The sequence below is a fragment of the Nocardioides dongkuii genome, from assembly GCF_014127485.1.
Taxonomy (GTDB): domain Bacteria; phylum Actinomycetota; class Actinomycetes; order Propionibacteriales; family Nocardioidaceae; genus Nocardioides; species Nocardioides dongkuii.
Window position 1 is genome coordinate 2,790,985 of the sequence record NZ_CP059903.1, and the last position, 12,949, is coordinate 2,803,933.

Here is a 12,949-nt window from a genome sequence, read left to right on the forward strand (position 1 = left end):
CCTAAGCCGGTTCGGCGATGGTCTTGGTCTCGAGGTACTCCTCGAACCCGGCGACGCCCATCTCGCGTCCCAGGCCGGACTGCTTGTAGCCGCCGAACGGCGCGTCCGGGCTGAACCAGACGCCGCCGTTCACCGCCAGCGTGCCGGTGCGGATCCGGGCGGCGACGGCCTTGGCGCGCTCCAGCGAGCCGGAGTCGACCGAGCCGGAGAGGCCGTACGCCGAGTCGTTGGCGATCCGGACCGCGTCGTCGTCGCCGTCGTGCGGGATGACGACGAGCACGGGGCCGAAGATCTCCTCCTGCGCCACGCGCGAGGAGTTGTCGAGCCCGGCGATGACCGTGGGCTGGATCCAGTAGCCGTCCTGGTCGATGACGGTGCCGCCCGTGGCGAAGGTGCCGCCCTCCTCGACCGCGAGGTCGAGGTAGGAGGCGACGCGGTCGCGCTGGACCTGCGAGATCACCGGGCCGCAGATCGCGCCGGGGTCGGCCGGGTCCTTGGCGCCGATCGACTCCATCGTGCTCGCGGCGACCTGCACCGCCTCGTCGTACCTGTCCCGCGGGACGACCAGGCGCGTGGTGATCGCGCAGCCCTGACCGGCGTGGATGCAGGCGGTGAACGCGGTCGCGCCGGCGACCGCGGCCACGTCGGCGTCGTCGAGGGCGATCGCCGCCGACTTGCCGCCGAGCTCGAGGAAGACGCGCTTCAGCGTCGGGGCCGCGGCGGCCATGATCGCCCGGCCCGTGTTCGTCGAGCCGGTGAAGGAGACCATGTCGACCCGGGGGTCGGAGGTCAGCTGGGCGGCGACCTCGTTGGAGCGCGGCGTGACGACGTTGAACACGCCCGCCGGGATGTCGGTGTGCTCCGCGGCCAGGCGGCCGAGCTCGGCCGCGACCCACGGGGTGTCCGGGGCGGGCTTGAGCACCACGGTGCACCCGGCCGCGAGCGCGGGGCCGACCTTCGCCAGGTTGATCTGGGTCGGGACGTTCCACGGCGTGATCGCGGCGACCACGCCGACCGCCTCGCGCCGCACGGTGCGCCGGGACTTGATCCCCATCGGCGCGGCGACGCCGAGGTCGGTCTCGAACTCGTAGGACTCCACGAGGTCGGTGACCCACTTCAGGCTCTCGACCGGGACGTCGAAGCCCGCGGCGCCCATCATGAAGCCGGGCATCCCGACCTCGGCGGTGGTCAGCGCCCGGAAGTCCTCGGCGTGGTCGAGGAGCGCCTGGTGCAGCTGCCGCAGGCAGCGCACCCGCAGCTCGGTGTTGGTCGACCAGTCGGTCTCGTCGAAGGCCCGGCGCGCCGCGGCGATCGCCGCCTCGACGTCGGTGGCGGTGCTGTCGGGCGCGACGCCGATCTCGGCGCCGGTCGCCGGGTTCAGGATCGGGTACGTCGCGCCGTCGCTCGCGCCGGAGAGCTTGCCGTCGACGAGCTGCTGGGCCGGCGGCGTGGCCAGGGCGCTCACGCGGACGGCTCCGCAGCCGTCGGCTCCACGAGGTAGCGACCCTCCTCGACCGGCGGCGGCCACACCGTCGAGGGCAGGTCGTTCAGGTGGTAGTGGCCGGGCACCCCGTGGCCGGAGACCTCCATCCGCTTGAGCAGCGTCTCGGGCGCCTTGCCGGACTTGAGGATCTCCACGAACGTGTGGGTGGTCGAGGGCATGTCGAACCAGTCGCGCTGCCAGGCGATCTTGATCTGCCCGTCGTCGAGCCCGCCGACCTGGCGCTCGACGCCGAACCAGCTGCCGCCGAGGCCGAGGATCTCGAACTCCTGGCCGGACTTGTCGTCGACGATCCCGGAGCGCTGCTTCCAGAAGCCGACGATCATCGACTTCTTCTCGTCGATGACCGCGACCTGGTAGTCGTAGTGCCAGCCGTCGAAGCCGTCCATCTCGATGCCGATGGCCCAGTCGCGGATCTGGTCGCGGCCCACGGCCATGAAGTGCTCGTCGACGGAGTACATCCAGCCGTAGGTGGCGTCCAGGGCGTACTCGTCGGCCATCACCCGCCAGTCGCCGGTGCGCTCGGCCTCGCGGTTCACCTCCAGCCAGGACTCCCAGAACTCCTCGATCTCGGCACGGGACAGCTCACTCATGGGTTTCCTCCTCGATGGCCAGCGCCATCGCTGGGCAGTACTTGACCGCGGCCGCGACCTGCGGGCGCAGCGATTCGTCGGGGTGCTCCTGGGTGAGGACCACCAGGTCGGTGTCCTCGTCGAAGGCGAAGACGTCGGGCGCCTCGCCGGTGCACATCTGGTGGCCCTGGCACAGGCCGAGGTCCGCCACGACCCTCATGGCGGGCTCACTTCCTCCGGCGCCGGTAGCGGACGGTGGCCGGCTGCTCGAGCTGGATGACCATCTTCGAGGTGTCGTCGCGGTAGCTCTCCGAGGGCTGGGTCATCTCGAACTCGAAGTCGCGCAGCAGCACCGAGAAGATCGCCTTCATCTGCATCATCGCGAAGGCGTTGCCGACGCAGCGGTGCTTGCCGGCGCCGAACGGGATCCAGGTCCAGCGGTTCTGCAGGTCGTCCTGGCGGGGGTCGAGGTAGCGCGAGGGGTCGAACTCCTGCGCCTTCGGGAAGTCCGGCTCGAGGCGGTTGGAGACCCGCGGCGAGGCGGCGATCACGGTGCCGGCGGGGATCGTGTAGCCGAGCAGCTCGAAGTCCTCGCGGACCAGGCGCATCAAGATGATCAGCGGCGGGTGCAGCCGCAGGGTCTCCTTGAACGCGGACTCCAGCACGGGGATCGAGCGCAGGGCCTGGAAGGAGACCTCCGAGCCGTCGGCGTACAGCTCGTCGAGCTCGGCCACGACGTCGGCCATCACCTCGGGGCGCCGCAGCAGCTCGATCATCGCCCACGACGCGGTGCCGCTGGTCGTGTGGTGGCCGGCGAACATCATCGAGATGAAGATGCCGGTGATGTAGTCGGCCGACATGTCCAGCGAGATCAGCACGTCGAGCAGGTCGCGGTCCTCCCGCGCGACCTTCCCGCGCTGCGTACGCCGGTCGATGATGTCCTGGACGAGCGCGACCAGCTGCACCCGCGCGGCGTCGCGCCGCTCGAAGCTCTCGATCTTGGCGTACGGGTCGACGTAGGCGATGGCGTCGGTGCCGCGCTCGAGCTCGTGGTAGTACTGCGCGAAGCGTCCGTCGAGCTCCTCGCGGAACGGCTTGCCGATCAGGCACGCGGACGTGGTGTAGATGGTCAGCTCGGCCAGGAAGTCGAGGAGGTCGATCTCGCCCTCGTCGTCCCAGTCGGCCACCATCCGGCGGATCTCGCCCTCGATGGTCTGGGCGTGCCCCCGCATCATGTCGCCGCGCAGCGCCTGGTTCTTCAGCATCTGCTGGCGCTCCTCGGGCGAGGCGTCGAAGACGACGCCCTCGCCGAAGATCGGCGTCATGAAGGGGTACGCCGCGGCCTGGTCGAGCAGCTCGTCGGGCGCCCGGAAGAACGCCTCGTTGGCCTCGGCGCCGCTGACCAGGACGACGTCGCGGTCGGCGAGGCGGAAGCGACCGACGTCGCCGCACTCCGCGCGGAGCCGGTCGAAGAGCCCGATCGGGTCGACCCGCATCTCCGGGAGGTGCCCGGTGCCGCGGATGATCTCGGGCACCTCGGGGCTCTGGTCGTCCAGGATCGTGGAGACCTCGGGGATGTCGGCCAGCAGTGCTTGGCCGTCGGTGCTGGTGACGCTCATGACGGGTCCTCCACGGACGCTTCGGGGGTGACTTCGATGAGGTTGAGGTGGACGCCCCGAGGCGCCGTGACGATGGCGGTGATGGCGTCGGCGATCGCCGAGGCGCGCAGCACGCGGGGGTGGCGGGCCAGGCCGAATCGGACCCACTGGGTGATGACGAACGCGGCGAGCTCCTCGTCCCAGTCCGAGCCGGCCTCGCTCTGGGTGGGTCCGGGGCGCACGATCGAGGCCCGGATGCCGGTGCCCTCGAGCTCCATCTGGAGCGCGTTCACCATGCCTTCGAGGCCCCACTTGCCGGCCGCGTAGGACGACATGAACGGGCGGGCGCGCACCGCCACGTCGGAGGAGACGAAGACCAGGTCGCCCCGCCGGCGCTCCGCCATGGCGGGCACGAACGCGTGCACCAGGCGGTGCGCGCCGACGAGGTTGACGTCGAGCTCGCGCGCGAACCGGGCGCTGTCCACCTCGTGGATCGCGCCGGGGCCCAGCTGGGCGGCGTTCGAGACCACGACCTCGATCTCGCCGAGGTCGGCACCGACCTTGGCGGCGAAGGTCTGCACCGACTCGTCGCTGGTGAGGTCCAGGGCGTGCGCGGACACCTCGCCGCCGGCCTCCCGGATCTGGTGGGCGAGCTCCTCGAGCTTGTCGACGCGCCGGGCGCCGAGCGCCACGGGGTGCCCCGCGGCCGAGAGCGCCAGCGCCGTCGCGGCGCCGATCCCGGAGGACGCGCCGGTGATGACCGCGGGGCGCCGGTCGGGGTGCACGGGCTTGGGCATCAGCGGGTCTCCATCCGCACCGGGACCGAGGCGAAGCCGCGGACGTTGATGGAGTGCACCCGCACCGAGAGGTCGTGGTCGACCTCGACGTGGCGGACCCGGCGGACCAGCTCCCGCAGCGCGATCTGGGCCTCCAGCCGCGCGAGGTTGGCCCCCAGGCAGAAGTGCCGGCCGCCGCCGAAGCTGAGCAGCTGGGCGACCTCGTCCTTGTCCCGGAAGATGTCGTAGCGGTCGGGGTCGGAGAAGACCCGGTCGTCGCGGTTCGCGGCGCCGAGCACCAGCAGCACCTTGGACCCCTGCGGCGCGACCTTGCCGTGCAGCTCGACGTCGGCGAGCAGGTGCCGCGCGACCATCTGGCTCGAGGTGTCGTAGCGCAGCGTCTCCTCGATCCACGGGACGACCAGGTCGTCGGGCTGGGCGGGGTCGGCGAAGACCCGGTCGTACTGCTCGGGGTGCCGGGTGAGGTGGAAGAGCGCGTGCCCGAGCAGCTTGGTCGTGGTCTCGTTGCCGGCCACCACCATCAGGAAGAGGAAGGCGATGATCTCCTCGTCGGTGAGCCGGTCGCCGTCGATCTCCGCGGCGAGCAGGGCGCTGGTGAGGTCCTCGGTCGGGCGCTTCTTGCGCTGCTCGACCATGTCGGCGTAGTAGACGACCAGCTCGAGGCTGGCCTCCATGCCGGCCTGCGGCACGTCGTGGACGCCGGGCTCGCGGTGCACGACCAGGTCGGCGAGCCGGCGTACCTCGATCCGGTCCGCCTCGGGCACGCCCATCATCTCGGAGATGACGTCCATCGGGAGCCGGCCGGCGAAGTCGGTGATCCAGTCGAAGGTGCCGCGCTCGAGGCACTGGTCGAGGTAGTGGTCGGTCAGCTGCTGGATCCGCGGACCGAGCTCGCGCACCCGGCGGGGCGTGAAGCCCTTGGAGACCAGCGAGCGCAGCCGCTGCTGGCGCGGCGGGTCCATGCCGAGGAACGACATCACCTTGTGCGCGTCGGGACCCCAGGCGCTCTTGTCGATCGAGACGCCCATCGCGTTGGAGTAGGTGCCCTCGCTGCGCATCGCCTGCTGGATGTCGGCGTGCCGGGTCAGCACCCAGAAGTCGTGCTCGGCGTTGTGGTGCAGGGGGTCCTCGTCGCGACAGCGCCGGTAGACCGGGTAGGGGTCCTCCTGGAAGGCGTAGTCGTAGGGATCGAAGACGATCGGAGTGCTCTGGAGGAGACTCATGTGTTGCCTCTCATGATCACGGCGACGACGGCGTCGAGCCGCTCCTTCATCTCGGTGTAGCCCAGCAGCCCCATCCCGGACTGGAGCAGCGCACCGGAGAACGCCAGCGCGATGGCCTCGACGAGCGCCGGGTCGGCGTCCTCGCCGAGCGCGGACCGGAACCGGCCCACCAGCTCCGCGCCGATCCGGAGCCGGAGCCGCTCCACGTCGGGGTCGGACCCGAGCAGCGCCGGCGTCACCGCGGCGGCCAGCTTCGGGGCCGAGGCCAGCTGCTCGGAGAGCCGCTCGATGACCGAGCGGACCCGGGCGAGCGGGGTGTCCCCCACCGGGCCGGGGTGCTCGTCCTCGGTCAGGAACCGCCAGAACAGCTCGGCGAACAGGTGGTTCTTCGAGGCCAGGTAGGTGTACGCCGTGGCCGGGGACACCCCGGCGCGCAGGGCGACGCTGCGCACCGTGAGCGCCTCGTGGCCGACCGCCTCCAGCTCTTCCCGTCCGGCGGCCAGCAGCCGCGCGGCGGTCTCGGCCTGCCGGGGGTTCAGGCTCTGCCGAGGCGAGACGGACACATGGCTGGACACCTGTCCAGTGTGTCCTGCGCCCGCCGGGAGCGCAAGACCCTCCGCCAGATCGGCTGGGGCTCAGCCGCGGGCCTTCCCCGGGTTGACGGGGAGCCGGTCGAGGGCGGCGGGCCGGACCCCGCGCCAGGCCTCCAGCACCGGGGCGAGCTCGGTCGGGGTGGCGCCGTGCAGGACCACGCTGTCGGCCCCGGCGTCGAGCTGGTCCTGGATGCGTGCGGCGCAGCTCGCCGCGTCGCCGGTGGCCGAGGCGGCCAGCCAGTCGGCGGGCAGCACCTCGTCCCGGAGGTAGCGGAGGTCCTCGGTGGTGCCCACGGCGTCGAAGGCGCCCTGGTGCCCCCGGACCAGCTCGTCCTCGCGGAACCGGTCCAGGACGGCCGGGTCCCACCCGTTCGCCTCGACCAGCACCGCGCCGTACCCCTGCAGGTAGGTCGCGAGCCGGCCGACCAGCTTGCGCAGCCGCAGCTCCTCGGGCAGCGAGTCCTGGACGGTCGCCAGCACCGACCAGACCCGGACCGACGCGGGGTCCCGGCCGGCCTCCTCGGCGGCGCGGCGGACCGTCGCGACGGACCGGGCGACGGTCTCGTCGGTCATGAACGTGTGCAGCACGACGCCGTCGGCGAGGCGTCCCGCGAGCTCGAGGCTGCGGGGGCCGATCGCGGTCATCAGGATCGGGATGTCCTCGTCGAAGGAGCTGTCCTGGGAGAGGTAGGGGTAGGCCCCCGCGGGCCCGTCGTGACCGACGACCGCCCGGCCGTGCCAGAGGTCGCGGTAGATCCCGACGGCGTCGGTCAGCTGGGCACCGGTCACCCGGGGCAGCCCCATCACGTCGAACAGCACGCCGAAGCCGCGGCCGAGCCCGAAGGCGTACCGGCCGCCCGACATCCGGTGCGCGGTCGTCGCCATCGTGGCGGTCACCAACGGGTGCCGGGTGTTGTGGTTGGTCGCCGCGGTGCCGATGCCGAGCCGCTCGGTCACCGCCGCCACCGCGCCCGCCATGACGCCGGCGTCCTTCACGTTGAACCGCTCGGACAGGAAGATCGACCCGATGCCGAGCTCCTCCGCCAGGCGCGCCTCGCCGACCAGGTCGCGGGGGTTGTCGGTGTGCCCGGCGAGGCCGTAGCACCCGATCTCCGGCATCACGGCGTTCGCCATCTCGGTCTCCTCCTGCCCCGGGCGGATCCTCTGCTGGACACCTGTCCGGACGACGGCCAGACAGTAGGGGCGCCCGAGACCGGGCGCAAGGACTCCGGCCCGCCGGACCCGGCTTTCGTTACACCCGCGCAATGCAGCCCACCACGGCCCGACACACGGGCCGCCTAGGAATGGGCGTCCTCCTCCCCCGCCACGAAAGGCGCGCTCCTCCATGTCCCTTCGCCACCTCGGACGCCGCACCGTCCGCCTCGCCGCCGCCCCGGTGGCCGCGGCGGTCGGCCTCGGCGTCCTCGCGGTCACGCCGCCGGCCCAGGCCTTGACCAACCTGACGACGGCCAACGGCGCCAACGTCTTCATCAACGACGCGCGCCGTCCGGGGCTCGACACCGGATCGATCCGCAACGTCTCGGGCTCGCGGATGGAGGGGTTCGGCAACATCTTCGTGCACGTCGACGCGCCCGCGGGCGAGGAGCCGCGGATGAACGACGAGATGATGCGCGGCTTCGGGCTCACGGCCGGCGCTCCGGGCTCCTACCGCTCGACCCGGTCGGTGCGGCTCGGTGACGTCCTGCTGAGCCGCAAGGTCCAGGTCACGACCGCCACGAACACCACGAGCTTCTTCGACACCTTCACCAACACCGCGACCGAGCCGGTCACGCTCGAGGTCTCCTTCGGCGGCTCGCTGGGCTCCGGCTTCACCACCCCGGCGACGGGGACCCCCAGCCCGAACAAGGCGACCGTGAGCGCCTCGAGCAGCGGCGACGCCGCCGTCGACCCGGCCGACACCTGGATCGCAGCGACGACGCCCGGCAACACCCGGCCCACCGGCGTCGTGACCGGGTCCGGCGTGGACGAGCTGGGCGACCAGCAGTCCGACCCCTTCGCCACGGCGTACGTCCCGACCGGCAGCCGGTCCAACGACCTCGGGTTCGTGCGCGAGCTGACCGTCGAGCCGGGCGAGACCGAGTCGCTGGTCCAGTACGTCGTCGTCGGCGCGCTCGGCGACACCACCCAGATCGCCACCGACACCGCCGGGCTGGCCGCGGCGCCGGACTTCTCGACCCTCACGCTCGACGAGATCTGCACGCTGCAGAACTGGGACATCTCCGCCTACGACGCCGCCTGCGCCGGCGCCGAGCCGCTGGACCTGCCCGCGGCCGACCCCGAGGCGGAGACCACGACCGAGGTCGCCTACGACGTGACCGGCAAGACCATCGCGGACCTGCAGGCCGCCATGGTCGCCGGCGAGGTCACCTCGGTGGAGATCACCCAGGCCTACCTCGACCGGATCGAGGCCTACGACGACGGCGCGCTCGGCTTCCACTCCTTCATCACCGTGGCCAAGGACGCCGTCGCCCAGGCGCTCGCCGCGGACCGGGCCCGCGCCGCGGGCCGCACCGGCGACCTCCTTGGCGTCCCGATCGCGCTCAAGGACCTCTACGACACCAAGGACATGCCGACCTCGGGCGGCACCCTGGCGCTGCGGGACTGGCAGCCCGGCGCGGACGCCTGGCAGGTCGCGCGGCTGCGGGACGCCGGCGCCGTCATCATCGGCAAGACCAACCTCTCGGAGTTCGCCAACTCCGGCTCGTTCAGCGAGAGCGGCTTCAAGCAGACCTGGAACGCGCTCTACCCGTCCAAGACCTCCTTCGGCTCCAGCGGCGGCTCGGCCACGGCGGTCGGGGCGGACCTCGCCGCGGCGGCCATGGGCACCCAGACCGGCGTCTCGCTCTACGCGCCGGCGACCGGCGCCGGCCTCGCCACGTTCCGCGGCACCGACGGCCTCACGAGCACGAACGGCGTCATGCCGCTGACCTGGGCCACCGACTACGCCGGCCCGATGGCGAAGTCGGTCACCGACCTGGCCTCGATGCTCGACGCCACGGCCACCCGGACCACCGGCAACAACCCCGACGACCTGCTCACCTCCCGCGTCGACAACAGCCTGCGGCCCGCGGAGTGGAAGTCGGCCCTGCGGACCGACGCCCTGCGCGGCAAGGCCGTCGGCTACATCCCGTCCGCCTTCCGGTCCAGCGCGATCACCGACGACGACGCCGGCCAGGTCGCCCTGGAGCAGGCCAGGACGGCGATCGAGGCCGCGGGCGGAAGGCTGGTCCCGCTCGCCACCGGGCAGACCGCCCCGCCCGCACCCACCGGGAGCTTCCCCACCACGGGCAACGCGGGTGCCGAGGGCTGGGAGCGCTACATCGCCGAGCAGCGGCCGGCGACGTTCCCGTACACGACCGAGCAGCTCATGGAGCACCCGGCGAACCTGCCGTACAACGTGTCGGGCAACTACACCGCCCAGCCGATGGACGACGCCAGCGTCACGAACCTGCTGGCCCGTCGCGATGCGTACAAGGAGAGCGCCGATCGCTGGATGACCACCGCCTTCGGTGAGTCCGCGGAGGCCATCACGCCGGTCGACGCGGTGATCTACCCCGGCTTCCTGACCAGCGCCGGCAACAACGACGCGTCGTCGGCGATCTTCAGCTCCGACCGCGCGTCGGGCGTCATCACCCAGACGGCGGGCCTGCCGACGGCCGTCCTGCCGATCGGGACGAGCGCCGAGGGCCAGTCCAACAGCGTCCAGATCGTCGGCCGGGCCTGGGACGACGCCGAGGTGCTGGGCATGGGGTACGCCCTCGAGCAGCAGGCGAAGGCCGGGATGCGCACCGAGCACGCCCCGGCACTGTCCTGGAGCGGTCCGGCCGCGTCGGTCACCTCGCTGACGCTCGCCCGCACGGCCACGACGTACGGCACCGCCACCACGGCGACCGTGTCCGTGGCGTCCGACCCGTCAGCGCGGGGCACCGTCTCGGTGGAGGTCGCGGGCCGCACGGTCAGCGGCACCCTCGAGGGGGGCACGGCCACCGTGACCCTGCCGAAGAACCTGCCCGTCGGCACGCACCTGGTCACCGCGACGTACGCCGGGTCCACGACCGTCGCCGGCAGCGCGGCCACCGCCACGCTCAAGGTCGCCCGCGCGGCCCCGTCGGTGTCCGTGCGGCTGGTGAAGAAGAAGGTGAGCGTCGACCAGCGGGCGAAGCTGAAGGCGCGCGTCTCCGGCATCTCCTCCGCACGCGCCACGGTGCTCGTGTACGACGGCGGCCGCGTCATCCGCACCACGAAGGTCCGCGGCAGCCGCACGGTCGTGCTCCCCCGTCTCGCCGCGGGCACCCACCGCCTCCGCCTGCTCGTCGTCGCCGGCGAGGAGTACGAGGCCGCCTGGAGCAAGCGGGTCACCCTCCGCGTGACGCGGAGGTAGCCGCCCCGTCGAGTGACGCGGAATGGCCGCTCTTCAGCCCGATCGGCAGCCATTTCGCGTCACTCGACGCTCGTCGTCGCCACCGTGGGACCCTGAGCGCATGAAGGCGATCGGGTGCGTCGCGGTCGTCGGCGTGCTCGCCGTGGGCGGGTTGGCTACGACCACCACTCCGTCAATGACCGGAACTGGTCACCCGGCGACCCCGCCACCGCGTGCGTCGACCCGGACGACCCGCGGCGCCACGTCGTGTCGATGTTCAAGCCCTGCGGCGAGGAGAGGATCAGCGGGAACTTCATCAAGGACGCCACCCCCCGGCCGGCACCTGAGCCCCAGCGCTGACCTGGGTCGCGCCGCGACGGGGAGCCCGGCTAGATGGGCCTGAGGACTGCGACCAGGAAATCGGACTCCGCACGCCACGGTCGCAGGTCCCACGTGGACAGCAACAGGTCTGGCTCGAACCCGGCTCGGCCGGCATCGGTCAGGAACTCGGAGAACTCGTAGCCGCGGCCGGCCCCGAAGCCGATCACGACACGACCTTCGGCATGGACGTGCCTCCTCAAGCGCCGCAGCACCTCATCGCGGGTGCTCGGCGCCAGGAACGTCATCACGTTCCCGGCACACACGATGGCGTCGAAGGGCTCCGTGACACCGTGGGCCCGGAGGTCGAGCTCGGCCAGGTCCTCGACGATCCAGCGAGGGCCGGGGTGGTCCTCGCCAGCCGCCTCGATCAGCACCGGGTCGACGTCGACGCCGACCACGTCGTGCCCGCGCCGGGCCAGCTCGGCACCCACGCGACCGGGGCCGCAGCCTGCATCGAGGATGCGCGCCCCACGCCCCACCATCGCGTCGATCAGGCGCGCCTCGCCGGCCAGGTCGTGACCGGCTGCGGCCATCGAGCGGAACCGCTCGACGTACCAGGACGAGTGGTCCGGGTCTGCCGCCACCTGCTGCATCCATGCGCTCTGCTCCACCATGTCTGCATTGTCCCGCGTGGACCCACGGAGGCTCCGGCCGCACCGACTCAGCGAGCATCGACGCAGCGCCGGCGTATCGTCGAGCCCGGTAGGGGTCCACCACTCCGGCGCCGGTGGACCGAGTCACGTGGAGCCGGACCAGCTCGGGTACGTCGCGGCGCGGCCGAGCGGGAGGGAGTCCCGTGCCGACGACGTCATCCGAGAGGCCCGGGCTGCCGCGGGGCCTGGTCGTGCTGCTGGGGCTCGCGGCGGCGTTCCTGGTCATCTCCGGCATGCGCACCTCGGCCGGCCTGATCGGTCCCGCCTTCCTCGCCCTGGTCCTCACCATCGCCGTGCACCCGCTGCGGGTCAGGCTGGACCGCCACGTGTGGGGCTGGGCGTCGACGGTGCTGTGCCTGCTGCTGGTCACCGCCGTGATGATCGGGCTGGCGGTGTCGATCGTGGCGGCCACCGCCAAGTTCGCCACGCTGCTCCGCCGGTACGAGGACGACTTCAACGACATGGTCTCGGACGGGATCCGCCTGCTCGAGCGGGCGGGGGTCTCGACCGAGCAGATCCGGAACGTCGGGGACGGGCTGGACCTCGGCAAGGTCGTGGGTGTGGCCACCGATGCGCTGTCCGACGTCTACGGGCTGGTCTCCGGCCTGGTCCTCATGCTGGCGCTTGTGCTGTTCATGCTGGCCGACGGACGGACGTTCTCGGATCAGCTCGCCGCCGCGGGCCGGGGACGCCCCGACCTGGTCGCCGCCCTCCGCAGCTTCGCCCACGACACCCGGCGGTACCTGCTCGTCTCCACGGTCTTCGGCCTGATCGCCGCTGTCCTCGACACCGTCGCCCTGGAGCTCCTGGGCGTCCCGGATCCGTTGCTGTGGGGGCTGCTGGCGTTCCTCACCAGCTACATCCCCCACGTCGGGTTCCTGATCGGGCTCGTGCCGCCCGCCGTCCTCGCCCTGCTGGAGGGCGGCCCCGGTCTGCTGCTGGCGGTCGTGCTGATCTACCTGGGGGTGAACTTCGTGATCGGCTCGGTGATCCATCCCCGGGTCGTCGGCAACACGGTCGGGCTGACCTCCACCCTCACCTTCCTCTCCCTGATCTTCTGGGCAGGCGTGATCGGTCCCCTCGGCGCCATCTTGGCGGTCCCGCTCTCGATCCTGGTCCGGTCGCTGCTGGTCGACGCCGACCCGGCCAGCCGGTGGCTGTCCCCGCTGGTGGCCAACCGGGAGCCCGGCTAGGTACGCGAGGGCGCCCACGCTGCGGACTCATCGACAACAGGGCCGACGGTGCGTGCT

Annotated in this window: 11 protein-coding genes; 2 read left to right on the top strand and 9 right to left on the bottom strand. The window is 72.0% G+C overall.

Features of this window, described 5'->3' with window-relative positions:
• Window position 1: 1 nt before the first annotated feature.
• The 8 genes from H4O22_RS13495 to H4O22_RS13530 are packed head-to-tail and all read right to left on the bottom strand — an operon-like array spanning window position 2 to window position 7,418.
• Window positions 2-1,465 (bottom strand): aldehyde dehydrogenase, encoded by a 1,464-nt coding sequence (locus H4O22_RS13495; protein ID WP_182523898.1) that lies wholly within the window; start codon window positions 1,463-1,465, stop codon window positions 2-4.
• Complete coding sequence (locus H4O22_RS13500) at window positions 1,462-2,094, bottom strand: nuclear transport factor 2 family protein (RefSeq protein WP_182523899.1); 633 nt, start codon at window positions 2,092-2,094, stop codon at window positions 1,462-1,464. Before H4O22_RS13500 ends, H4O22_RS13495 begins: the two co-directional genes overlap by 4 nt.
• On the bottom strand, window positions 2,087-2,293 hold the full coding sequence (locus tag H4O22_RS13505) for a ferredoxin (protein WP_182523900.1): 207 nt from the start codon (window positions 2,291-2,293) through the stop codon (window positions 2,087-2,089). Before H4O22_RS13505 ends, H4O22_RS13500 begins: the two co-directional genes overlap by 8 nt.
• Window positions 2,294-2,300: 7 nt before the next feature.
• Window positions 2,301-3,692 (bottom strand): cytochrome P450, encoded by a 1,392-nt coding sequence (locus tag H4O22_RS13510; RefSeq protein WP_182523901.1) that lies wholly within the window; start codon window positions 3,690-3,692, stop codon window positions 2,301-2,303.
• The gene (locus H4O22_RS13515; RefSeq protein WP_182523902.1) at window positions 3,689-4,468 is read right to left on the bottom strand and encodes an SDR family oxidoreductase; all 780 of its coding nucleotides are present in this window, start codon (window positions 4,466-4,468) and stop codon (window positions 3,689-3,691) included. Before H4O22_RS13515 ends, H4O22_RS13510 begins: the two co-directional genes overlap by 4 nt.
• Window positions 4,468-5,691 (bottom strand): cytochrome P450, encoded by a 1,224-nt coding sequence (locus H4O22_RS13520; protein WP_182523903.1) that lies wholly within the window; start codon window positions 5,689-5,691, stop codon window positions 4,468-4,470. Before H4O22_RS13520 ends, H4O22_RS13515 begins: the two co-directional genes overlap by 1 nt.
• The gene (locus tag H4O22_RS13525; protein ID WP_182523904.1) at window positions 5,688-6,266 is read right to left on the bottom strand and encodes a TetR/AcrR family transcriptional regulator; all 579 of its coding nucleotides are present in this window, start codon (window positions 6,264-6,266) and stop codon (window positions 5,688-5,690) included. Before H4O22_RS13525 ends, H4O22_RS13520 begins: the two co-directional genes overlap by 4 nt.
• A gap of 60 nt (window positions 6,267-6,326) precedes the next feature.
• Complete coding sequence (locus H4O22_RS13530; protein WP_182523905.1) at window positions 6,327-7,418, bottom strand: TIGR03857 family LLM class F420-dependent oxidoreductase; 1,092 nt, start codon at window positions 7,416-7,418, stop codon at window positions 6,327-6,329.
• A gap of 211 nt (window positions 7,419-7,629) precedes the next feature.
• Here H4O22_RS13530 and H4O22_RS13535 point away from each other — a divergent pair, with 211 nt between their 5' ends.
• A complete protein-coding gene (locus tag H4O22_RS13535; RefSeq protein ID WP_182523906.1) occupies window positions 7,630-10,686 on the top strand; it encodes an amidase family protein in 3,057 nt (1,018 codons plus the stop codon).
• Between the two features lie 368 nt (window positions 10,687-11,054).
• Here the strand turns inward: H4O22_RS13535 and H4O22_RS13540 are convergent, their stop codons facing one another.
• A complete protein-coding gene (locus tag H4O22_RS13540) occupies window positions 11,055-11,660 on the bottom strand; it encodes a class I SAM-dependent methyltransferase (RefSeq protein WP_182523907.1) in 606 nt (201 codons plus the stop codon).
• 182 nt (window positions 11,661-11,842) lie between these two features.
• On the opposite strand from H4O22_RS13540, the gene H4O22_RS13545 reads away from it, so the two are divergent.
• Window positions 11,843-12,892 (top strand): AI-2E family transporter, encoded by a 1,050-nt coding sequence (locus tag H4O22_RS13545; protein ID WP_244962971.1) that lies wholly within the window; start codon window positions 11,843-11,845, stop codon window positions 12,890-12,892.
• Window positions 12,893-12,949: the final 57 nt, after the last annotated feature.

Coding starts and splice junctions, on each gene's coding strand:
- H4O22_RS13505 (WP_182523900.1), bottom strand. CDS start 2,293: ATGAGGGTCGTGGCGGACCTCGGCCTGTGCCAGGGCCACCAGATGTGC.
- H4O22_RS13520 (WP_182523903.1), bottom strand. CDS start 5,691: ATGAGTCTCCTCCAGAGCACTCCGATCGTCTTCGATCCCTACGACTAC.
- H4O22_RS13510 (WP_182523901.1), bottom strand. CDS start 3,692: ATGAGCGTCACCAGCACCGACGGCCAAGCACTGCTGGCCGACATCCCC.
- H4O22_RS13535 (WP_182523906.1), top strand. CDS start 7,630: ATGTCCCTTCGCCACCTCGGACGCCGCACCGTCCGCCTCGCCGCCGCC.
- H4O22_RS13540 (WP_182523907.1), bottom strand. CDS start 11,660: ATGGTGGAGCAGAGCGCATGGATGCAGCAGGTGGCGGCAGACCCGGAC.
- H4O22_RS13500 (WP_182523899.1), bottom strand. CDS start 2,094: ATGAGTGAGCTGTCCCGTGCCGAGATCGAGGAGTTCTGGGAGTCCTGG.
- H4O22_RS13515 (WP_182523902.1), bottom strand. CDS start 4,468: ATGCCCAAGCCCGTGCACCCCGACCGGCGCCCCGCGGTCATCACCGGC.
- H4O22_RS13530 (WP_182523905.1), bottom strand. CDS start 7,418: ATGGCGAACGCCGTGATGCCGGAGATCGGGTGCTACGGCCTCGCCGGG.